This is a genomic window from Paenibacillus senegalensis JC66 (genome assembly GCF_000285515.1).
Taxonomy (GTDB): Bacteria; Bacillota; Bacilli; order Paenibacillales; family NBRC-103111; genus Paenibacillus_L; species Paenibacillus_L senegalensis.
Genome location: NZ_HE610957.1, coordinates 557,287 through 577,980, shown reverse-complemented (window position 1 = coordinate 577,980; position 20,694 = coordinate 557,287). Strand labels below are relative to the sequence as shown.

The 20,694-nt window shown below is 47.8% G+C and carries 20 protein-coding genes; 14 read left to right on the top strand and 6 right to left on the bottom strand.

The window, feature by feature from the left end:
- Nucleotides 1-116 precede the first annotated feature (116 nt).
- Nucleotides 117-560 (top strand): VOC family protein, encoded by a 444-nt coding sequence (locus PSHG_RS02810; RefSeq protein WP_010269134.1) that lies wholly within the window; start codon nt 117-119, stop codon nt 558-560.
- 219 nt (nt 561-779) lie between these two features.
- A complete protein-coding gene (locus tag PSHG_RS02805) occupies nt 780-1,349 on the top strand; it encodes an alpha/beta fold hydrolase (protein ID WP_010269132.1) in 570 nt (189 codons plus the stop codon).
- A 27-nt stretch (nt 1,350-1,376) separates the two neighbouring features.
- On the opposite strand, the gene PSHG_RS02800 is transcribed toward PSHG_RS02805, so the two are convergent.
- The 4 genes from PSHG_RS02800 to PSHG_RS26465 form a co-directional block, all read right to left on the bottom strand.
- Entirely contained in the window at nt 1,377-2,147 is a 771-nt protein-coding gene (locus PSHG_RS02800; RefSeq protein WP_010269131.1) for an exodeoxyribonuclease III, read from the bottom strand.
- A gap of 47 nt (nt 2,148-2,194) precedes the next feature.
- The gene (locus PSHG_RS02795) at nt 2,195-2,941 is read right to left on the bottom strand and encodes a hypothetical protein (RefSeq protein WP_010269129.1); all 747 of its coding nucleotides are present in this window, start codon (nt 2,939-2,941) and stop codon (nt 2,195-2,197) included.
- A 97-nt stretch (nt 2,942-3,038) separates the two neighbouring features.
- Nucleotides 3,039-3,941 (bottom strand): DMT family transporter, encoded by a 903-nt coding sequence (locus PSHG_RS02790; RefSeq protein ID WP_010269127.1) that lies wholly within the window; start codon nt 3,939-3,941, stop codon nt 3,039-3,041.
- A 180-nt stretch (nt 3,942-4,121) separates the two neighbouring features.
- Complete coding sequence (locus tag PSHG_RS26465; protein ID WP_010269124.1) at nt 4,122-4,811, bottom strand: M15 family metallopeptidase; 690 nt, start codon at nt 4,809-4,811, stop codon at nt 4,122-4,124.
- Nucleotides 4,812-5,087: 276 nt separating this feature from the next.
- Here PSHG_RS26465 and PSHG_RS02780 point away from each other — a divergent pair, with 276 nt between their 5' ends.
- Both PSHG_RS02780 and PSHG_RS02775 read left to right on the top strand, forming a co-directional pair.
- Nucleotides 5,088-6,458 (top strand): sensor histidine kinase, encoded by a 1,371-nt coding sequence (locus PSHG_RS02780; RefSeq protein WP_010269121.1) that lies wholly within the window; start codon nt 5,088-5,090, stop codon nt 6,456-6,458.
- 266 nt (nt 6,459-6,724) lie between these two features.
- Nucleotides 6,725-7,351, top strand: coding sequence for a response regulator transcription factor (locus PSHG_RS02775; RefSeq protein WP_010269117.1), 627 nt, complete (start codon nt 6,725-6,727; stop codon nt 7,349-7,351).
- A gap of 147 nt (nt 7,352-7,498) precedes the next feature.
- Here PSHG_RS02775 and PSHG_RS02770 read toward each other — a convergent pair whose 3' ends face one another.
- Nucleotides 7,499-8,251, bottom strand: a complete 753-nt coding sequence (locus PSHG_RS02770) for a nucleotidyltransferase domain-containing protein (RefSeq protein ID WP_010269114.1) — start codon at nt 8,249-8,251, stop codon at nt 7,499-7,501.
- A gap of 365 nt (nt 8,252-8,616) precedes the next feature.
- Between PSHG_RS02770 and PSHG_RS26460 the strand changes: the two genes are divergently transcribed.
- The 3 genes from PSHG_RS26460 to PSHG_RS02755 all read left to right on the top strand — a co-directional run bounded on the left by PSHG_RS26460 (nt 8,617) and on the right by PSHG_RS02755 (nt 11,977).
- Nucleotides 8,617-9,087, top strand: coding sequence for a thiol-disulfide oxidoreductase DCC family protein (locus PSHG_RS26460; protein WP_010269111.1), 471 nt, complete (start codon nt 8,617-8,619; stop codon nt 9,085-9,087).
- Nucleotides 9,088-9,228: 141 nt separating this feature from the next.
- Nucleotides 9,229-9,930 carry a hypothetical protein gene (locus PSHG_RS02760; RefSeq protein WP_148497616.1) on the top strand — a complete coding sequence of 234 codons (702 nt, stop codon included), beginning with the start codon at nt 9,229-9,231 and terminating at the stop codon, nt 9,928-9,930.
- A 604-nt stretch (nt 9,931-10,534) separates the two neighbouring features.
- The gene (locus tag PSHG_RS02755; protein ID WP_010269104.1) at nt 10,535-11,977 is read left to right on the top strand and encodes a leucyl aminopeptidase family protein; all 1,443 of its coding nucleotides are present in this window, start codon (nt 10,535-10,537) and stop codon (nt 11,975-11,977) included.
- Between the two features lie 92 nt (nt 11,978-12,069).
- Here PSHG_RS02755 and PSHG_RS02750 read toward each other — a convergent pair whose 3' ends face one another.
- Nucleotides 12,070-13,536, bottom strand: a complete 1,467-nt coding sequence (locus PSHG_RS02750) for a DHA2 family efflux MFS transporter permease subunit (RefSeq protein WP_392391990.1) — start codon at nt 13,534-13,536, stop codon at nt 12,070-12,072.
- A 124-nt stretch (nt 13,537-13,660) separates the two neighbouring features.
- Between PSHG_RS02750 and PSHG_RS02745 the strand changes: the two genes are divergently transcribed.
- The 7 genes from PSHG_RS02745 (at nt 13,661) to PSHG_RS02715 (ending at nt 20,603) form a co-directional block, all read left to right on the top strand.
- Entirely contained in the window at nt 13,661-14,119 is a 459-nt protein-coding gene (locus PSHG_RS02745) for a MarR family winged helix-turn-helix transcriptional regulator (protein WP_010269099.1), read from the top strand.
- Nucleotides 14,116-14,727: an HD domain-containing protein gene (locus tag PSHG_RS02740; protein WP_010269098.1), complete on the top strand. Its 612-nt coding sequence runs from the start codon at nt 14,116-14,118 to the stop codon at nt 14,725-14,727. The genes PSHG_RS02745 and PSHG_RS02740 overlap by 4 nt, the downstream gene beginning before the upstream one ends.
- Before the next feature lie 298 nt (nt 14,728-15,025).
- On the top strand, nt 15,026-16,600 hold the full coding sequence (locus tag PSHG_RS02735) for an AraC family transcriptional regulator (protein ID WP_010269096.1): 1,575 nt from the start codon (nt 15,026-15,028) through the stop codon (nt 16,598-16,600).
- 261 nt (nt 16,601-16,861) lie between these two features.
- On the top strand, nt 16,862-17,815 hold the full coding sequence (locus tag PSHG_RS02730; RefSeq protein ID WP_010269093.1) for an ABC transporter permease: 954 nt from the start codon (nt 16,862-16,864) through the stop codon (nt 17,813-17,815).
- Nucleotides 17,805-18,755 (top strand): iron chelate uptake ABC transporter family permease subunit, encoded by a 951-nt coding sequence (locus PSHG_RS02725; RefSeq protein WP_010269091.1) that lies wholly within the window; start codon nt 17,805-17,807, stop codon nt 18,753-18,755. Before PSHG_RS02730 ends, PSHG_RS02725 begins: the two co-directional genes overlap by 11 nt.
- Nucleotides 18,749-19,507: an iron ABC transporter ATP-binding protein gene (locus PSHG_RS02720; RefSeq protein WP_010269090.1), complete on the top strand. Its 759-nt coding sequence runs from the start codon at nt 18,749-18,751 to the stop codon at nt 19,505-19,507. Before PSHG_RS02725 ends, PSHG_RS02720 begins: the two co-directional genes overlap by 7 nt.
- An 85-nt stretch (nt 19,508-19,592) precedes the next feature.
- Nucleotides 19,593-20,603: a siderophore ABC transporter substrate-binding protein gene (locus PSHG_RS02715; RefSeq protein WP_010269087.1), complete on the top strand. Its 1,011-nt coding sequence runs from the start codon at nt 19,593-19,595 to the stop codon at nt 20,601-20,603.
- The last annotated feature ends 91 nt before the right edge of the window (nt 20,604-20,694 follow it).

Here is a 20,694-nt window from a genome sequence, read left to right as displayed (position 1 = left end):
AATTAAAAAACATACAATTTTCTTATTAAGTGTTATGAATCGAGTGATATTGTCGTTATATATAGGTGAGAAACAAATCAAAATGATAGATAAGCTTGCTAGGAGGATGAAGGACAATGAAAAAAGCTCTTCTGGATAAAATTGAATGCGCCTATTTGCCAGTTACAAACGTTGAAGCATCAGCGGAATGGTATCAACGGGTACTAGGGTTAACGCTTCGCTCGCCGGTGGAACCCGGAAAAGGTGCCATTATGATCATGGGAAGCGGACAGTGGTTGTTTTTGCTTCCGTGCCTGGACGGCCATCCGCTGCAATTTATGACTACTGGGTGGACCGAAGACGGCTCTTTGTTCGAGATGTTCCCCATTTGTTTTGAAACCGATGAAATTTATGCTTTGGCGAAGGCATTGGAGGAATCAGGGGCTTGGACGGAAGGGGAAGTGCGAAATGAAGGTTCCTGCGGCCTCCAATTGAACTTTAAAGATCCGGACGGCAACAAATTTCAAGTATGGCAGCAGCCGGTGCCGGCACCACTACTGGCAGAACAGGCAGCTAACTAGACACTGCTTATAGGTCAGCTCAAGTTTTGGATATTGGCTAATTGCGGCGATCCATATTTTTGGGCGAATATATAAACCGCAATCTAAAAGAAATCTACTTCCGGCTCTTAATATATCCTTTATCTTAACCAGCCTTTTGTATGCATGGACAGTGATTAAAGCAAAATGCTGAGATGGATAACCGGTCGCCTCATCGACCGGCTAAAGGGAGGTAAACGCATGATTGTAAACCAATCGCATTTAGCCATATGTTTTATTCATGGAGCCGGGCCCCAGGGAAAGGGTAAGGGAAGTGATGGTCTTGCCTCCAGCTTGCAGCGGCACCTTGCGGGCTGTGAGGTCAAAAGGCCCTCCATGCCGCAGCCGGAAGCTCCTGAATATGAAGCCTGGAAATCTGCGCTCAATAAGGAGTTTGCCGCGTTGGAGGGGGAGGTGCTGCTTGTCGGCCATTCATTGGGCGGTTCTGTCCTCCTTAAATATATTAGTGAGGAGGAAAGGCTTCCGTTTACGATTGCGGGTCTTTTCATGTTGGCCGCTCCCTGTTGGGGAGCAGACCAGGACTGGCAGGAAGAGAGCTTTCAGTTAGCTCTACGCCCGAGGAAGCTTCCCGTGCCGGAGGACAAACTCTATTTTTACCACAGTCAAGAGGATCATGTAGTCCCTTTCTCTCATCTGGACGCCTATCGCCAGAAGTATCCGCGAGCAAATTATCGGGAGCTTAATGGCTATAGCCATGATTATAGGGAAGGACTTCCGGAATTGGTAGAGGATTGCCTGCAAGCATGGTGAGCTGTTATATGATTTAACTCCCGCCTTTTAAGTCAAAGTCAACCCATCCAGTTCCACGTAAACAGGGCAATGGTCGCTTCCCATGATGTGTGAATCTATGCCCGCCTCTTTAAGGTGAGGCCTCAGCTTCTCCGAAATCAGGAAATAATCGATCCGCCAGCCGATGTTGCGCTCCCGCACTTTTGGCATAAACGACCACCATGTATAAGCATCAGTCCGGTCGGGGTAAAGCTCACGGAACGAATCAAGGAAGCCGGCACCGAGCAGCTCATTGAATTTCCCTCGTTCCTCATGAGTAAACCCAGAATTGCCTACGTTGGATTTGGCATTTTTAATGTCAATTTCCTGGTGGGCTACATTTAAATCTCCGCATATAATAACCGGCTTCTTCTCATCCAGCTGGACAATATACTTGCGAAAGCGATCCTCCCATTCCAGCCGATAGGGCAGGCGGGAAAGATCGCGTTTGGCGTTCGGCGTATACACGTTAACCAAATAAAAAGAGGCAAATTCCAATGTCAAAATCCGCCCTTCTGCTTCCTCATCTTCCTCCAAACCGTAGCGCACGGAAATTGGCTCTATTTTACTGAAGACTGCTGTGCCGGAATAGCCCTTTTTTAGGGCATAGTTCCAATAGCTGTGAATGTTATCACCCAGCTCCAGAGAGAGCTGGCCTTCCTGCATTTTCGTTTCCTGAACACAAAATACATCCGCATCAATCTGCTCAAAATAATCGGTAAAACAGCCTTTATTCACACAAGCCCTGAGGCCGTTGACATTCCAAGATACAAGCTTCATCGTTTCTCCCCCTGATGTAAAAAATAATTTTGGCCAGGATGCGCTTTTTATTGTTTTGGAACCATTAAAGCAAATTGGCGCTTGCCGATTTTGCCATACTGAACACGGTCGTATTGATCATGCTGCAGCTTTGGTCCTTTGTTTGCGATGACAGCCAGGACCGATTGACCAGGCCGCAGGAGAGGATAGACATTGGCGAAAAAATCGCCAAGCGGATCAGGACGATTCCCGCTCCAATCGGCAAGCTGGCCATAGGGCAGGTCTGTCAGCAGGAGGTCAACCTTCTCATGAATAGGAATATCCGGTTGGTGAGTCCAATGGTCGGCCGTTACATCTTGGCTGAATATATGGATGTTGAACTGTCCATGAGACTGATTTCGCTCCTTAAGGCGTGCCAAGCTCTCCAGTGCTTCCCGGTGAGAGGGCTTGCCATACTCTTCATACAGCTCCATGAGCTGTGTTCTTCGCTGTTCCATGCCTTGCCGGGACAGGAGCGCCAGATTACGCTTTGCTGTTTCCAGCAGAGCCGTATCGATATCCGATGCGGTCAGCTTTCGTATGTGACTGCCGTGAAGCATACTGACGACGGTGAGTAAATAAGCTCCCCCACAGCAGGGATCATACAGGTGGTAAGGCCCTTCCAAGTCATGTCCGCGCAAAATTTGAAACGCGCGCTGCACGATTTCACTCGCCAATCTAACCGGAAACGCGGTCATCCCTCGGGTGTTATAGAGCACACGGCCGCTGGCGAAATCCTCGTAGCTTTGCGGATCACTTTCGTAACGATAGTTCATATGATCTGTTAAACCCCTTAACTGTTCTTGTCCAGCATATGAAGCATACTGCTGCTTCGTTAAGTTAAACTTTGCTGATTATTAACGATGATGCCATTCATGGTGTCGAGACATCCGTATCATCGCGGATTTTAACCCGTTGGGCACGACTGGGCAGATTGAGCCAGACCAGTCCTATAATGAAAGCCATGGCACCAGCAATAATATATAAGGTAATCGGTTCCTTGAAGAAAACATAAGACCAGATAATAGTGAACAGCACCATGCTGTTGCTAATAATAACGGCAACAGAGAAATCGACTCTGCGAAGCCCTTCGGCAAAGCTGTAAAAGCTTAACCCTGTGATGAGTCCAAGTCCAGCAAGTGCAAGCACAGCCGGCACCGTGACAGGTCCTATCATACCATCAGAATAGACTGGAAGTGGGATAGCGGTCATGATCGAAGCCCAGAAGAAAACGGAAAAGTTCATGTTTCCAGAATCCATGCTTTTAATCAGCATCTTCTGACTGAGCACGTGTACAGCAGAGCCAAGCGCAGATAATCCAAAAAGCAGCGTAATGATAAGGCTGTTCTCCATGTACAGCTCAAGCGGCTGCCCGTTCCAGCTAATCAGTACGATCCCGACGAGACATAAGACAGCGGAATACCAGCCTTTTCGCGATATCTTTTCCCTAAGCCAAAAAAGTGAGATAAGCATTAATGCAATCATTTGAATAGGGGATACAATAATATTTCCGTAAGCGTACCCCATAGAAATCGCCACATTCTCGAATAAATAGTTGCAGGATTTGCCGGCAGCGCCCAGCCAAATCCATTTCATATTAGAGCGCAGCGAAATTTTACCATCCTTAATAAGCAGCAGCCCGGCAAGAAAAATCACTCCGATAGCAAAGCGGGCAAAGGTGATGATAGAAGTATCTACCATCGTATTCGCCAATTTGACGAGTATGCCGACCAGACTCCAACCTAGCGTAGCCAGCAGCACCAACAAGATACCCATGTGTGTAAGACTCCTCTAAGTAAACAGGCGAAGGGTCTGCCATAGCCGGATAAGGACGGGCAGACCCGGGAAACGAATAACTGATCTGGCTTGCAAACGCCTGTGCAAGAATGATGTAACGATCTATTGATCATACCATTTTTAGGCCTATGAATCACTACTAATCTACTAATCTAGCTATTAGGAAGACTGCTGGGCAGATCCCGAAGATCCCGATGGCTCGGGCTCTGGTGGCCGCCGCCCGCGTTTCAGATCACGGATCGACAGACCAAAATCCATCTGCAGATGAGGATAATCGGGGAAGCTGGACCAATCGCCTCCCCAGGAGAAGCCTAACTGTTTGGCCAGCTCAACAACTTCCATCCAGTCAGAAACCCCATTCCCGTTGCCGTCATAATCCATATCCCAGACGACCTCGCCGCCTCTAGTAATCAGGGCAAAATCAACAGCCAGCCCATAATTGTGATAGGAATCTCCGCCGCGGGCATTCGTAACGATGGGACCATCTGTTGTTCGTCCCTGTTCATAAATAGCATCTTGCTCCTCGATGCTGCGGAAACCGTCCGTAATGAGGACAGATATCCCGATTGCCTGGGCCAGCTCAACAAGCTCCTTCTGTTTCTCGTCGACAACGGGATGAAGCCCGGTAACAGGCTTAGCCTCTTGGACGCGGAAGGGGGTGGATAGTTCTTTAAGGAAGGGAAGCTCCTCCCATAACACGACGAACATAACAACAATAGTACTGAGAAACAGCCAGCGGAACAGGGGCCGGCTTCTCCTTGCTTTGCGTCCGCGCTGGCTGTCTTGCCGGCCGTCACCACGGGTGCGCATAGATGGATAAGGATTCTTGAGGTTAGGATTGGGCTGCATGGTTTCACCTATTCTATATATCGTTAATCTATAAATTTTACTTTTATGTTCCTATTCTCATCGTAACATAGAAGGTTGGTCAAGTCTTGCTTGCGCGATCCTGTGGTACTGTCATTTGCGAGAATTGCATGATTTCAGTCCAAGGCGGCACCTGTCGTTTGCGATATGGCATATTTGCGATCCATTGCGCACCTGTCGTTTGCGATAATGGCAGCAAGCGTCTACACTGTAATTAACGACAACAGCTTTACAGTTTGATAACAAGGCGGTAAGAAAATGCTGCTGTATTTTGTAGCTTTGCTATTCACCGGTTTCGTCATAGGATTCAATCAGCCTCGCCATGGGGCTAACCGCTGGGCTGCTTTGTTTCTGGTCTTTGCTTCTCTCGGCGGACTGGCATATTGGTTAAAGGAGCGTATTGACCAGCTGTCGGTCACGGCCGCAGTGCTTGCAAACTCCTGGTGGATGTCCATACTGGAAGGCTCAGCTATTGGACTCAATATGGCCAATCAACTGCTGACACCATATGCAGTACTTATGTTTGCTCTTGTATATGGCCGCTTTTTATCTGAACAGCAATTAAGAAAATGGGCATCCGCGCTAACCGTTCCCTTAGCTTGTTTGCTTGTTTATTTGCTGATCAACTATCAGGGCTGGGAGTTGTCTCCCGCAGCTTTACTCCTGGGTGCGGGGCCTTACTATATCGCGGCCTGTGTGCTGCTTGTTTACGGCTTCGTTAAGGAAAAGGATGCCTACGCCAAAAAACATAGGCTGCTGACGATGCTGATTATAGTGCCTACACTGCTATCGATAGTCATTTTTATTTTGTTGGCGCGTACCTACAATCCGGAGTTTGATTTTTTTCGCTATGTTTCTTTATTTGTTGCGTATTCGTTAGTGGCTGGATTAGCTTTGTCTTTTGTTACAGGCGTGCTGGGGGTCCGTTTAAAAATGGAAAGTGAGCCGCTGGATGCGGCCTGGAGAGCTATACATTCAGGCACCTCGGTCTTGAACCATACTATTAAAAACGAGATTGGAAAAATAGCCATCTCAACTGAAAATTTGCGGCATCAGCTGCCGAATGAGAAGGAGATTCAGAAGCCTCTCGCTATTATTGAACGATCAACCAGTCACATGCAGGCTATGGTAGAGCGGATACAGGCAAGCACCAGAGAGATTGTGCTGAAGGAAGAGCCGGTGAGCGTCCAGCAATTGGTGGAGGACAGTGTACAACAGGTAGAAGAGATGCTGGAGCGGTACTCATGCTCTGTGGGTATTGCTGTCGATCCTGAATTGAAGATCAGACTCGATTATGCTCACGTGAAGGAAGTATTGTGCAACCTGCTGCAGAATGCATGTGAAGCGATGCATGAACAGGGGGGGAAGATCCATATAACCGGCTCGAGTAAGGACAAACGTCCAGTCATTTCGGTTGTGGATGGGGGTGAGGGCATTCCGGCGGACCGGCTGGAAGACATCCAGAAGCCTTTTTACACCACCCGCGACCGCTCCAGCAACTACGGGCTTGGCCTCGCGTACTGCAGGCTGGTGATGGAAAAATCAGGGGGACGCCTTATACTGCGCAGCTCGCCAGGAATTGGAACAACAGTGTGCTTGCAATTTGCCCGCCGCAAGAAAGTCGTTTAAGTACGAATAGGAAGATGAACAGCAGATAGTAAGAGATGTTTCAGCTGATAGTAAAACACGCACAGAACAGCTGATGTGGCCGACCGGCCGCCGTCATGCAGCGAAACTCCGCGCGCCGGAAGCTGCTCGCGTTAGCTGATAATGAAGACGATGCATAGCACAGGTAAGAGAACAGCACCAAGTCAAGTCGATGCATAGCTGGCAATTAAATGCTGAATTAGCAGATAGTAAAACAAAGGCACGGCTGACTGGAAGGGGAGGATATCATGAATACGCCGGCGATTCAAGTACTGCTGGTAGAGGATGATCCGGACTGGGTGGATGCGGTCCGGCAATATCTTCAGCGTGAGAGCGATATCGAAGTGGCGGGCACAGCTTGTTCGCCAGAGGAAGCCCTGAGACTCTCCACAAGGCTTGTATTCGATATAGCCCTGCTCGACATTCAACTGACCCCAGGGAAAACCGATGGCATTGATCTTGCCCTGCAGCTGGCAGAAAGCCACCCGTCTGCGAAATTGATCATGCTCACGTCCTTATCTGAGGAGCAAACCATTCAGCAGGCCTTTACTGCCGGAGCTTTGCAATATGTGCTTAAATCGCAATTTCGTGAATTGCCCTACATCATACGCAGCTCAATGCGAGAGGGTAATCCTCTTGCCGCACTGCTCAAGGATTATGCCAGGTTGAAGCAGGAAGAGCAGCTTCAGCCTTTAACCCCTGCGGAGAGGGAGATCATCGATCTGATCGGACAGGGGTACACCCGCTCCCAAATTCAGAGCAAGCTGTTCAAGGCGGAAAGTACGCTGAAGAACCAGATTCACGCTATTCTTAAAAAGCTTGGGGTCAGGAGCGGAAAAGAAGCAGTAGACAAGATCAGACGCAAGGGATTGTGAGGCGGGCTAATGAGCAAAATCTGCAATTATGTGTCGAAGGTCTATCAAACTTAGACCTGTTGCACTGCACTGAGAAGATGTAAGGTTAAGTCATAGCTGCTGCCGAAGATTCGTTTTTAAATTAGGCCCTCCTGCAAAATTGATTTTTTAAGCCTTTCGCCAGAAGTGCCTGGTTAAATCCTGGTATCCCGACTCAACCAATACAGAGTTAATCTCAACTCTAAGTGATTCATACACCGGGCTGCCGGTTAACCATTGTTCACAAAGCGATACAATAACTGAACCTTTCTCGTGAGTATCCTTCAACCAAATGCTTTTCCACTTAGGATATGGATAAGGTGCTTGGCGCACAAGAAAAGGAAGGGACAATGCAGCGTCAATCGCTCTATTCATCATGATTGTTTTGCCCAGCGGCTCCCGTGCTGCGGACAGGGTTATTCCCGCACGCAAGTCTTTGTAGGCCCGCGTGATCAAGTCGAAAAACGTTAGGTAAAATTGTTTGTTTGCATTATCGAGAAGCTGAGGAAGTTCATGCCTGCTATCCTGAATAATAACTGCGTGCCGGTATATCCATAGGACCTCAGGGTCGTTTCCATTCAGCCGCTTTTGGAGCCATGATCTGGGCCGGAATTTGATATCAACCAAGGGTTGATGTTTCTTATCGTGAACCCATAAATTTTGGACTCCGCCCGCTTTTTCAACTAAAGCGCTGTGCTGCTCGTCAGGGAGTATGAATTCTAAATCAAGATCAGAGGCCTCGTTAAACATTCCAAATGAATAACTGCCTGTTACTACAATTAAAGCAGTGCTCCATGCATCTAATACAAAGGGATACGCACTTTGCTGTTTAAGAGGACCATTGAAATAATCCGAAACCAGCTTTTGAACATGTAAACTCATATAAACCACCCTGAAAAATGAATTTTTAATATGGTGTCGTCCTCCGAAACCGCGACATACGCATCCATCATAGCAGAAAAGCCGCAGCAGACAAAGGGCAACAATCCTTATAAATAAAGGCGCAGGAAGCAGATCGATCGATCGTGCAAGTTAGGAAGACGCAGAAAACAGACCGACCCAAGTGCAAGATGGAAAGGCGCAGGAACCAGATCGACCTAAGTGCAAGTTAGGAAGCCGTAGGAACCAGATCGACTCAAGTGCAAGTAAGATGCAGGAACTAGATCGACCCAGTGCAAGTTAGCCAAGTAGGAAGCTATCCGCATTCAAGCCTTTATTCATTCCAAAAAGAAGCGGAGGAGGTCTACATGAGCCCGAAAAAAGAGCAGTCTATCGTCATGTTTGATGGTGAATGCGGGTTGTGCAGCCGATTAGTTCAATTTATTATGCAGCGCGATTCGAACGTGCGGTTTCGCTTTACACCGCTTCAGTCCGCTTCGGCTCAAGTGATTTGGCGTCATTATTATAAAGGTGCTGACGACCTGCAGGCAGCGGAATCCGGCAGCTTTGCTCTTGTGCACAATGGCCGGCTCTATTTTAAATCGGATGCTGCACTTCAATTGGTAAAACGCATGGAGGGACTTTGGCCGCTTTTAGCGGGTCTAGTAATTGTCCCTTGGTTCATTCGGGACAGGGTGTACGATTGGGTAGCGAAGCGCAGAAGACAATGGCAGCTAAGCTCCAGTTGTCAGTGGAGTCCAGAACTGGCTAAGGCTTATCAAGAGCGGCTGGTCAATGAGAAGGATGCCTGGTACTGGGTGGAACAGACAGGGAGATAAACTTGAAGCTCAGCTAATTTTCGGATCATTTTATGCAAAAGGGTAGACAAAACTGCTTGATAATGATAATCTTTCTCAATAAAGAGGAAATTTCGTTTGGTTCCGTTGGAACTGACGTAGTGAGCAATCAGGGAGAGATGAATGATGCCGGTTATGTCGAGCCCTTATACTATTGAGCCACCTTGTGCCCATAACTCGCTGCTGGAAGACGATTTGGAGTGCTTTGTCCGCTGTGCGGGCTGCTATTACCGCAAATGCGGCAATCCGCATCAGAACGGATGGAGACAGGCTGTGCAGCATGCATTGGACCAAGTTGTTAGGGACATCTATTCCTTGCCTGCCAAGGCTAGGACGATGATCCATGTAAGGAACAGCATGGAACGCCATTGGCCGGAAATCACGGACGGCTTTCTTTCCAGCCAACAGCATGAGCAGTACCGAAAGGCAGCCAATAAATATATGATGCTGTTCTTGACTCAGGAGCTTGGAATCGCCAAGCCGTTTTATTTATGCCAGCCGGTGTCTGTGTATGTGGATGAATTAGGGCTGGAGCTGACGATGATGCAGCAGGTGGTTGAGTGGCAGCAATCCGAGCTAGTCATTCGCAAATACATTTCCAGTGCTAATGTCGAAGTAGTCAATGCGTACAGCCATCTCAGTGTAGTATTTGCCCATAAAGTGTTTCAACAGCTGCCTTCGCGTATCGAAGTTTATTCGGTATTAACGGGCAAAACCTATGAAGTTCGTCCCGGACCGGAAGATTTGCCGCTATCCATTGACTACCTGCGTCTGAGCGCAGGACTGATGAAGGAAGATATGGACAGCCCACGGCTTTATCAATAAAAACTAGCACTTCTCACTGTGGAGAGGTGTTTTCTTTTTGCTGCAATGAAAACCCCAAACCTTCACAGCCGGTGAGATGTTCTGCGGGAGGCCAGCAAGTTGCAATAGTGGAAGAAGTTCCGTGGGAAGCGCGGCAAGTTGCATTAGAGGGAAATTCCGTGGGAAGCACAGCAAGTTGCTTTAGTGGGATGTATTGCGCTAACGCTCGCCCTCGCTCTTATTTCGAGGAAAAGAAGGGGATTTTTTTTCTAACGCTCCCTTGTTCTTATTTGTGACAAAAGCCCGTAAAAATGCGATCTGAAGCAAAATAAGTACCATGGCAAGCGTTTACATTTTTTTTGACCCCTAATTTCGCTCAAATAAGGACCACTGCGAGCGTTAGAATTCGAAGCAGCCGCACAGCTGCACGCAAGGCCGCACAGCTGCAAGCCGCGCTGCAAATCGGACTGTGCAGCTACAGATTGTGTCAGTTAAACACGCAAGTGTTTATGTTAACTATATAGTTAGTGCCGGGGGTCACTTTTGTGGCAAAGGCAGAAATAGTTCGTACTGAATAATGTGCTATACTAAGAGCACAACATTATCAAGAAAGGGTGGATAGACGTTGACTCAATTTTCGGTAGGTGCTCTGCCATCCGCAGAGGTGACATTAATTGCGATTTGTCAGGAAAATATGAAGGTGCCTGTCCTCGACGGGTTTGAAATCAGGGAGGAGATGGCCGGCAAAGGGAGCCTGACCTGGTTCCGCAGCCGCCCGCCGCATGCTCATATTTTACTTGTTGGACTCGGCCAGCAAGCAAAATTAACGCCAGAGACTATCCGTATAGCGGCTGGTAAGGCAGGGCGGGAAGCAGCTAAAGCGAAGGTGTCCGAAGTCGCTGTAGATTTTAGCTTTCTGACAGACTGCTTCCGTTCACAGCTAAGTAAAGAGGATGCAGCGGCTGCTTGGGTGGAGGGCTGGCTGCTGGGTACATACCGGTTTGACAAGTATAAATCCAAGGAGGCAGAGCTGCCAGTTCGTCAAGTAGCGATTCTGGATGATCCTCCCGGAATGGAGCAAGCCGTCAAGTTTGGCGAAATTCGTGCCCGCGGCACGATGCTTGCCCGCGATCTCGGCAATGAACCCCCCAATGCCCTTCGTCCGGCAATGCTGGCTGAACGGGTCCGGGAACATTTCCAGTCGACGGCGGTTGAAGTTACGGTGCTTTCTGGCGATGGTCTCGTGAAAGAAAACCTGAACGGCTTAATCGCTGTAGGCAAGGGCAGCAGCAATCCTCCAGCATTAATTGAAATGCGCTACTCCACAGACCCGACGCTGCCGCTTATTGCCCTGGTTGGCAAGGGGATTACCTTTGATACCGGCGGTATCAGCCTTAAGTCCGGCCGCAACCTGAGTGATATGAGGATCGATATGGGCGGGTCTGCGGCTGTCATTGGAGCGATGGACATTCTCGCCAATAGCGGCATTCAGGCCAATGTTATTGCCTTGGTTGCAGCGGCGGAGAATATGCCGGACGGAGGGGCTATGCTTCCGGGTGAAGTGATCACTTACGCAAATGGCATCAGCGTGCAAGTAGGCAATACCGATGCCGAAGGTCGGCTTGTGCTGGCAGACGCATTGATTCGAGCCGGACAATTGGGTGCGAAGCAGATCGTCGATATTGCTACACTGACGGGTGCTTGCGTATCTGCACTTGGCAATAGCCGCGCCGGCGTTTGGGGAACGGATGGCTTGCCGGACAAACTGAAGCGTCTAGGCGAGCATAACGGAGAGAAGGTATGGGAAATGCCGCTCGAGGAAGAATATGAAGAGCTGTTGAAGAGCAGCTATGCGGATATTTGCAACATTACTGGAGTACCTTATGCGGGTGCAACCACGGCAGCGTTGTTTTTAAGACGCTTTGTTGATCCTTCCATCGCCTGGGCCCATGTCGATATGGCCGGACCGATGGACAGCAGCAAAACGAAGGGGTACTTGGTGGAAGGAGCCAGCGGCTACGGGGCGCGCCTGCTTGCCGACTTTGTAGCGGAGCAATCCCGTTCCTAGGTCTATATAACTGACGGAAGATAAAAAGCTCGGGCACCTCGATAGAGGCAGTCCGAGCTTCTTTTAATTCCCGGCTTGCGGGTGTCTATCTATTACTCCTGAGGAGCCTTTGTTCGTTTAATAAATAGCGATAACAGGAAGGCACCAACCGCAAAACCGAAACCTACGAGAAAAGCAGTGTGAATCCCGGACAACAGGGCTTCCGCTTTTTGCACATCCGTAGGTTCGCCTGGCAAGCCGGCCAGAAAGGCATGCTGTCCGCTAGACATAATGCTGATAAATAGCGCAACGCCAATCGCTCCGGAAATTTGCTGCAGCGTGTTCAATACAGCTGTTCCGTGCGGGTACAACCGGGGCGGAAGCTGATTCAGCCCGTTGGTTTGAGCCGGCATCATTATCATTGCGATCGCAATCATTAGCAGGACATGAAGAATGATTAAATTCAAGGCGCTGGTCGTCATATCAATTCGCGTAAACAGCCACAGAATGATGACTAGTGCCAAGGTTCCGGGAATAACCAGAGCCCGGGGACCGTAGCGGTCGAACAGCCGGCCGGTGATTGGCGAGATCAAGCCGTTAAGAAGTCCGCCGGGAAGCAGCACCAGGCCTGCCTGGAACGTAGTCAGGATAAATACACCCTGCATAAGGAACGGCAGCAGGAGCATGGTTGAGAACATTGTCATCATCGCGATAATCAGCAGGATGGTCGTAATGGCAAACATCGGGAATTTAAATACCCGCATATCCAATAGAGGCTCATCCGAGCGAATTTGCCTGATAACAAACAGGAGCAGCGAAATCGCACCAACGATTAGCGGAATAGCTACTTCGGGGCTTGACCAGGTCGCTTCGCCTTCCCCTGCACTGCTGAAGCCGAAGACTATGCCGCCAAAGCCGAGAGTCGACAGCACAATTGATATTACATCTACCTTAGGTTTGGTTATCGGCGTTACATTTTTTAGATAAATAGCGGCAAATATAATCGAGAAAATAGCAAATGGCAGTACCAGGAAGAACAGCCAGCGCCATTCGGCAAATTGCAGCACCAAACCGGACAAGGTCGGGCCAATAGCCGGGGCAAACATGATGACAAGCCCGATGCTGCCCATAGCCGCGCCACGCTTCTCGGGCGGATAGAGCACTAGAATCGTATTCATAAGCACTGGCAGCATCAATCCGGCACCGCTCGCTTGCAGCACTCTACCGATTAACAGGACGGAAAAGTTTGGAGCGATTCCGCAAATTAAGGTTCCGATAGCGAACAGAGTCATAGCTCCAAGAAACATCTGACGTGTCGTAAACCATTGCACCAGCAATGCTGAAGCGGGAATCAATACGCCGATCACCAGCATGTAGGAGGTGGCCAGCCATTGCAGCGTTGAGGCGGATACCCCTAAGGCCGTTTCCAGCTGAGGCAGTGCTATGTTCAGCAAAGTCTCATTTAAAATGGAAAAGAATGCACCGATGATCAGGGATATCAAAATCGGCAGCTTTCGGATTTCCCCCAAGTCCTGGGCTTGTGCCGTGGGGGCAGTTGTCGCAGTATTCAAGTCTCTCATCCCTATCCTATGTTTTATTTATATCGCCTAATTATAATTTAATAACTATTATGAATGCAATAGTGTTTTTTCGCTGAATTATGTTACACTGAGAGGAAGATTAACAGGACGGTGAGAGGCTGTTATGAAGGATGATGACGTTCGACTATTTTCAGAATATTTCATGCTGTTGATCCCCTTGATGCAGAACAAAGTGTTTTCTTTTCGCAAGGAAGAGCTCCCGGCAATCCGATTATCTGAATCCGCAAGACGAACTTTGGCACTGCTGCATGAAATTCGCTGTGCGATTGTGTCAGACTTGTCGGATGAACTTAACATATCCAGACCGAATATGACGCCCTTGCTGGACAAGCTTGCGGAGCAGGGCTTGGTTAGCCGCCTGCCGTGCGGGGTGGACCGGCGGCAGATTTATGTGCAAATCACTGCCAAGGGGGATGAGCTTTGCAGGGAGTATCAACAGCTAATAACATCCAAGATCAAAGAAATGATCGACCACTTGGATGAAGAAGAGCTGAGGGAGATGATTGAGCACATGAAGCGGCTAAAATCCATACTAATCAAAACAGGAGAATCGTCTTTATGAAGGATCGCTTACAGCAGCAAATTGATTTTATTGTGGAAATTGATAAGTTAAAGCAAATCAGCCGGCGCAGCCGATTAATCGGGACGGACCGCCTGGAGAATGATGCTGAGCATTCCTGGCACATTGCAACTATGGCAATCCTTTTAAGCGAGCATGCTAATGAACCATCTCTTGATCTTATAAAAGTGCTGCGGATGCTTCTTATCCATGATCTTGTCGAAATCGATGCCGGTGATACGTTCGCTTACGATACAGATGGGCATAAAGACAAGCGGGAAAGGGAAGAACGGGCGGCTAAGCGCATTTTTGGCCTGCTGCCTGCAGATCAAGCGGAGGAATTCGTGGCACTCTGGCATGAATTTGAAGAACGGAAAACGGTGGAGGCCCGCTACGCTGTGGCGATGGACCGGCTGCAGCCTTTATTGCTGAATTATTTTAATGAAGGCTGTTCATGGAGAGCTAATCAAATCAAGAGTAGTCAGGTTTTGGCGTATAACGAACAGATCACGAGCGGCTCCGCGAAGCTGTGGACCTTCGCCAGAGGGTTGATTCGCGATGCGGTAGATAAGGGATATTTTGCAAATGAGCCTGTGGACGGTAAGAACTAATGAGGTTAATAATAAGGCCAATAAATTCGCCAATGCCTACGGCCAACCTCGGAGATATCTGTGATTAAGAACACGGTCAAAAACTACGGAGAATAACTGCGGTCAATAACCTTTCGCAGGCTGCAACTTATACGGAAAAGTTACTCTTTTCGTCAACCTTCCCTGTTGAAGGTTTTTTTATTTTGCCTTACAATAATGGAATGAATAATAATGAAAATCATTATCAGCGTAAATAAGAGATGGCAGGCAGAAAATTTGATCACCTGGCTTCAAGCAGGTAAGCAAAGGATGTGGAAGTATGAAGGGGGACACTCCTTGCTCATTATGGACTCTCCAATATAACGGCGCGCAGAAGCATACGCTGCAGAGCAGAGGGAAAATGGAGGGGAATTATGAAGAAACAGCTCTGTTCGGCTTTGTGATAAAAGGCCAGATTGCAGCTGTCGTTCATAATGATCATCAAGGAGCAGTGAGGAAGCTGTTGAGCGGGGAAGTGTTCTACCTAGCTCCTTACAGCCGATTTACTCTTCACAATCCTTTGGAAGAGCCGGTTGATCTGCTGCTGATTCATTTTCATATGTATAGGGTTCAAGCTAACCATCCTTCTCCTTCTGCCGTCTCCCTGCTGCCTGGGGCAGAGCAGGGGAAGCTGTACAAATGCCCTTTTCCCCAAATGCATCATTGGCTTGAGGATTTTCTGGATACGGGCAGGGAACAAGAGGCGGCGCATTATTACTGGCTGCATTCTCATTTATACGCTATTACCTCTACTTTGCTGAAATATTACCAGCATCCCCAGGCGGAGGAGGGGGATTTGGAGGGCTATGTTCGCCAGATTCGCCAATCGATTATCGACAATTTTGACAAAGACCTTGATATTGAGCAAACTGCGAGGTTGTCAGGGGTTAGTCCCAACCGTTTTTATCAAGCATTCAAGCAAGCGACTGGATTGAGCCCTCATAAATTCATGACATTCATCAGGCTAAACGTATCGCTGTCCCTGCTTGCCTCATCCCCCGCTTCGATCATGAGCGTAGCCCACAGTATAGGATATACGGACGAACTGTATTTCAGCCGCTTGTTTAAAAAGCATATGGGGCTTACTCCAAGTGAGTATGCTCAAGCCAGCCAACAGACAGTGGCTGTTCTGTCGGCGGTTTTCCAAGGCGATTTGCAGGTAATCGGGCTGAAGTCCAGACTTGTTCAATTGGCTGATTCAAAGACAGAAGGAGCGAAAGGTTCATATATTGAGCAGCTTGTTCAAATGGATCCGGACTTGGTGTTAGCTCCCCGCGGGCAGCATCGTGATCAGGAATGGGCGCGGACGCTGAAGATTCTTGAACTGGATGACCGCGATCCGGATTGGAAATCGCGTCTTAAGCTTATAGGCGAGCAGCTTGGGATTCCCGGGGTAGCGAGTCGCTGGTTAACTCACTATGAGGGCAGGGCGGTCATTGTCAGAAAACTGGTGCGCAAATGGTTCTCGGAGGAGCCATTTGTCATCATTCAGGCCGGCTCTGAGCATTATCGCTTATTTGGCTGCAAGCACTACAGGGTGCAGCAATGCTTTTATGGCGATTTGGAGCTTCGTCCAAGTGAAGCTGTGCAGCAGCTGGATTATAGGGACATAGATTCGCTTAATGATTTGAAGGAGCTTCAGAATGAGCACCTCATTGTCCTTGTACACTCATCTGCTTCCCAACGCTTCCGGAAGGAAGTGGAGGCGCAATGGCGCACTCGTGGTAATAACAGCAGAGGACGGGTCTGTGTTGTGCTGGACTATACGAATGATGATCTGCATGATGCTTTTACATACGGAAGTCTCGTTGAAAGCTTCCTCGAGCAATTAATTAGTGGGAAGTACGGAGGCTGAAGCGGCCCGTCCTAAAGATTGCAAGTGGGCGGTCTGCGCATGTAAGTCACCCGGAGAGAAAAAAATCCATGGTAAATACAGGATTGTCTATTCAGTAAGGGAGTTTATAGTGTAAAATAGTAATTCGTGAGAATGATTATCACTATCACGGATATCCGAACCCTATTCTTCGAACCATATTGTTAATTGATTTTGAATCAATCATAGCAAGCCCGGATTCCCGTTGACCCTTGCAATCCTAGTAACCGAAGGAAGGCTTTAATGAAAAGAAGATACTTATTTGCAGCATTGGTTGTCTTATCGATAGCGTCCTTGTTTATCGGCGTAAGAGACATATCTCCGATGGATTTGTTCAAAATGAGCGAAGATCAGATTCATACTATGCTTGTTAGCCGCTTTCCTCGCTTGATCAGCTTGATTCTGGCGGGAAGCAGCATGAGTATTGTTGGTTTGATCATGCAGCAGCTGACGAGAAACAAGTTTGTTTCTCCCACGACGGCGGGGACGATGGACTCCGCTCGGCTGGGTGTGCTCGTTTCGATGATTTTGTTCAGCTCGGCCACCCCGCTTGCCCGCATGTCCGTTGCTTTCATCTTTGCTCTTGCCGGTACGCTGATTTTTATGAAGATTCTCGATAAGATCAAGTATAAGGACAGCATTTTTATCCCGCTCGTCGGTTTAATGTTTGGTAACATTGTTGGCTCAGTTACTACTTTCTTTGCTTACCGCTATGACCTCATTCAGAATATGTCCTCTTGGATGCAGGGAAATTTCTCGATGGTTATTAAAGGACGGTATGAGCTGCTGTACATCAGTATACCGCTTGTCATAATCGCTTATCTGTATGCCAATCGATTTACGGTAGCCGGAATGGGCGAGGAATTCTCCGTTAATCTGGGATTGAAGTATAAGCAAGTTGTAAATATTGGCCTAATCCTTGTCGCACTCGTCACAACCGTAGTCCTGCTGACAGTAGGCATGATCCCTTTTCTTGGCTTGATTATTCCCAATATCGTAACGATTTATCGCGGGGATCATTTAAAGAAAAATCTGTCCCACACCGCCTTATTGGGTGCTGTTTTCGTGCTTGCCTGCGACATCTTGGGCAGGGTCATTATCTACCCTTACGAAATCCCCATTGGCTTGACTGTAGGTGTGCTGGGAAGCGGAATTTTTCTTTACTTGCTGATGAGGAGACGGAAATATGGAATATAAAGCAAAAATTGGCTTGCTAGCCGTTCTGGCCATCACGCTAACCGCCGTTTTTTTATTCATTAATATGGGCAGCAACTGGAGCTATATTCTATCCAGAAGAGGAGTCAAGATTGCCTCCATCATTTTAACGGGAGCTGCAATCGCTTTTTCGACGGTCATCTTTCAGACAGTTACGAACAACCGGATTTTGACACCAAGCATTATTGGCCTGGATTCTCTTTATATGCTCATACAGACGGCCATGGTGTTTGCATTCGGGTCCTCGACATTGACCATGATGAATAAAAATGTCCACTTTCTGCTCAATGTTGGATTGATGGTTTTATTTGCCGGCTTGCTCTATAAGTTCTTATTCAAGAGAGAGGGGAGTAATCTATATTTCCTTCTTCTCGTAGGGATTATTTGTGGAACCTTCTTCGGAAGCATATCCACATTTATGCAGGTCCTGATTGATCCTAATGAGTTTACGATTGTCCAGGATCGGATGTTCGCAAGCTTTAATAATGTGCATTCGGAGCTGCTGACCATTGCGATTATTGTGACGGCTCTAACCGGAATTTATTCCCTTAAGTTCATCAAGTATTTGGACGCCGTTTCATTGGGCCGGGAACATGCGATTAATCTTGGCATTCCGTATGATTACGTGGTAAAACGGGTTTTGATCATCGTTGCGATATTGATTTCCGTGGCTACTGCACTGGTTGGACCCATTACGTTCCTTGGACTCTTGGTCGCCAATGTCACTTATGAATTTATGAGAACATACCGTCACAGGTATCTGCTGGTCGCATCGATGCTGATTAGTATTGTCGCTCTTGTAGGCGGACAGCTAATTGTGGAAAGAGTATTCACCTTCTCAACAACCCTATCGGTCATCATTAACTTAATTGGAGGCATTTACTTCCTATTCCTCCTGCTAAGGGAGCGCAGAACATGGTAGAAGTTAAGCAAATTACTAAACAATACGCCAATAAAAACGTTGTGGACAACGTCACCTTATCCATTGCCAAAGGGAAAATAACTTCCTTTATAGGGCCCAACGGCGCCGGCAAAAGCACCCTGCTATCGATGGTCAGCCGGCTGATAGGCAAGAACGCCGGGCAAATTCTCATCGACACTAAAGAAATCGGCGAGTGGAAAAGCCAGGAGCTGGCCAAAAAACTATCGATTCTGAAGCAGGCCAACCACATCAATATCCGCCTCAGTGTAAGGGAACTCGTCAGCTTTGGGCGCTTTCCTTACTCGCAAGGAAGGCTGAGCAAAGAGGACTGGGAATTTGTTGATGAGGCGATCCAATATATGGATCTGCAAGATATGCAGGACAAATATTTGGATGAATTGAGCGGAGGACAGCGGCAAAGAGCTTACATAGCTATGGTTCTTGCCCAGAATACGGACTACATTTTGCTTGACGAACCGCTTAACAATCTCGACATGAAGCATTCTGTGCAAATTATGAAAGTGCTGCAGCGCCTGGTAGCCGATCTAGGAAAAACTATTGTGCTTGTTCTGCATGATATTAACTTTGCTTCCTGTTACTCGGATTATATAGTCGCTCTCAAAAATGGCCATGTCGTAAAGGAAGGGCCTACGGATGACATCATTCAAAGCCCCGTGCTTAAAGAAATATACGATATGGATATTCAGATTGAACACATTAACGGCAAACGAATTTGCATCTATTTTTCGTAATCTCTTAATAACTCGGCATCGTGTTTCTATGGGCTTTCCCATCTACACATAGAAAGAAACAAATATATTATAGGAGTGAATGGTAATGAACAGAAAGCTGTCCCTTATTTTGCTAGTCCTGGCATTTTCTTTAGTCGTTGCAGCCTGCGGCTCGCAGCCGACTTCGACGCCGCCTGAAGGGGAGAATGCCAACCAAGGAGCGGCTCCTTCGGAGAGCCCTTCATCTTCGCCTGAGCCTGGTCAAGCGGAATCACCTGAGGAATTGGTCATTACTCATGAATTGGGAGAAACGCCTGTTACCAAAAATCCCGAGAAAATCGTTGTATTTGATTTTGGCGTACTGGATTCTCTGGACAAACTCGGTATCGAAGTTACCGGTGTTCCTCAAGCCAATATTCCACCCTATTTGTCCAAATATGAGGACTCCCAATATATCAATGTCGGCTCGTTGAAAGAAGCTGATTTTGAAGCAATCAGTGAAATCGATCCTGATCTGATCATTATTTCCGGACGTCAATCTGAATTTTATGACGAGCTGTCCAAGCTTGGACCGACTATTTTCCTGGGGGTTGATACTTCCAGATATTTGGAGTCCTATGAAGAAAATGCCCGTGTATTGGGAGAGATTTTCGGCAAGGAAGCTGAAGTCGAAGCTGAACTGGAGGCTGTCGAAAACGCGATCGCTGCACTGAATGAGAAAGCAACAGCCAGCGGTAAAAACGCTTTGATCATTTTGGCTAACGATGGCAACATCAGCGCTTATGGTCCAGGATCCCGCTTTGGGATTCTGCATGACGTATTTGGCCTTGCCCCGGTTGATGACAGTATTGAAGTATCCACACATGGCATGACCATATCTTTTGAATATATTCAGGAAAAGAATCCGGATTATTTATTCGTCGTTGACCGTGGAGCTGTCGTTACAACTGGGGAATCTACCGCTAAGCAAATTGTCGAGAATGAGCTGGTGAAAAGAACAACTGCTTATGAAGAGGATCAAATTGTGTACTTGGATCCGAACTACTGGTACCTCTCCGGAGGCGGTCTCATCTCAGTAGCTGAAATGGTGAAGGAAGTTGATGCAGCCGTTAAATAATCGTTAACACCGAGTTGCTCTCCAGAACACAAATAGATTTTTAAGCGACCTGGATACCTTTCCCCAGCAGCCTGCTGAGGAGAGGTTTTTT

Bases quoted from the DNA above. Each gene is read 5' to 3' on its own strand.
- PSHG_RS02810 (WP_010269134.1), top strand. From the start codon at position 117: ATGAAAAAAGCTCTTCTGGATAAAATTGAATGCGCCTATTTGCCAGTT.
- PSHG_RS02805 (WP_010269132.1), top strand. From the start codon at position 780: ATGATTGTAAACCAATCGCATTTAGCCATATGTTTTATTCATGGAGCC.
- PSHG_RS02800 (WP_010269131.1), bottom strand. From the start codon at position 2,147: ATGAAGCTTGTATCTTGGAATGTCAACGGCCTCAGGGCTTGTGTGAAT.
- PSHG_RS02795 (WP_010269129.1), bottom strand. From the start codon at position 2,941: ATGAACTATCGTTACGAAAGTGATCCGCAAAGCTACGAGGATTTCGCC.
- PSHG_RS02790 (WP_010269127.1), bottom strand. From the start codon at position 3,941: ATGGGTATCTTGTTGGTGCTGCTGGCTACGCTAGGTTGGAGTCTGGTC.
- PSHG_RS26465 (WP_010269124.1), bottom strand. From the start codon at position 4,811: ATGCAGCCCAATCCTAACCTCAAGAATCCTTATCCATCTATGCGCACC.
- PSHG_RS02780 (WP_010269121.1), top strand. From the start codon at position 5,088: ATGCTGCTGTATTTTGTAGCTTTGCTATTCACCGGTTTCGTCATAGGA.
- PSHG_RS02775 (WP_010269117.1), top strand. From the start codon at position 6,725: ATGAATACGCCGGCGATTCAAGTACTGCTGGTAGAGGATGATCCGGAC.
- PSHG_RS02770 (WP_010269114.1), bottom strand. From the start codon at position 8,251: ATGAGTTTACATGTTCAAAAGCTGGTTTCGGATTATTTCAATGGTCCT.
- PSHG_RS26460 (WP_010269111.1), top strand. From the start codon at position 8,617: ATGAGCCCGAAAAAAGAGCAGTCTATCGTCATGTTTGATGGTGAATGC.
- PSHG_RS02760 (WP_148497616.1), top strand. From the start codon at position 9,229: ATGATGCCGGTTATGTCGAGCCCTTATACTATTGAGCCACCTTGTGCC.
- PSHG_RS02750 (WP_392391990.1), bottom strand. From the start codon at position 13,536: ATGAGAGACTTGAATACTGCGACAACTGCCCCCACGGCACAAGCCCAG.
- PSHG_RS02745 (WP_010269099.1), top strand. From the start codon at position 13,661: ATGAAGGATGATGACGTTCGACTATTTTCAGAATATTTCATGCTGTTG.
- PSHG_RS02740 (WP_010269098.1), top strand. From the start codon at position 14,116: ATGAAGGATCGCTTACAGCAGCAAATTGATTTTATTGTGGAAATTGAT.
- PSHG_RS02735 (WP_010269096.1), top strand. From the start codon at position 15,026: ATGAAGGGGGACACTCCTTGCTCATTATGGACTCTCCAATATAACGGC.
- PSHG_RS02730 (WP_010269093.1), top strand. From the start codon at position 16,862: ATGAAAAGAAGATACTTATTTGCAGCATTGGTTGTCTTATCGATAGCG.
- PSHG_RS02725 (WP_010269091.1), top strand. From the start codon at position 17,805: ATGGAATATAAAGCAAAAATTGGCTTGCTAGCCGTTCTGGCCATCACG.
- PSHG_RS02720 (WP_010269090.1), top strand. From the start codon at position 18,749: ATGGTAGAAGTTAAGCAAATTACTAAACAATACGCCAATAAAAACGTT.
- PSHG_RS02715 (WP_010269087.1), top strand. From the start codon at position 19,593: ATGAACAGAAAGCTGTCCCTTATTTTGCTAGTCCTGGCATTTTCTTTA.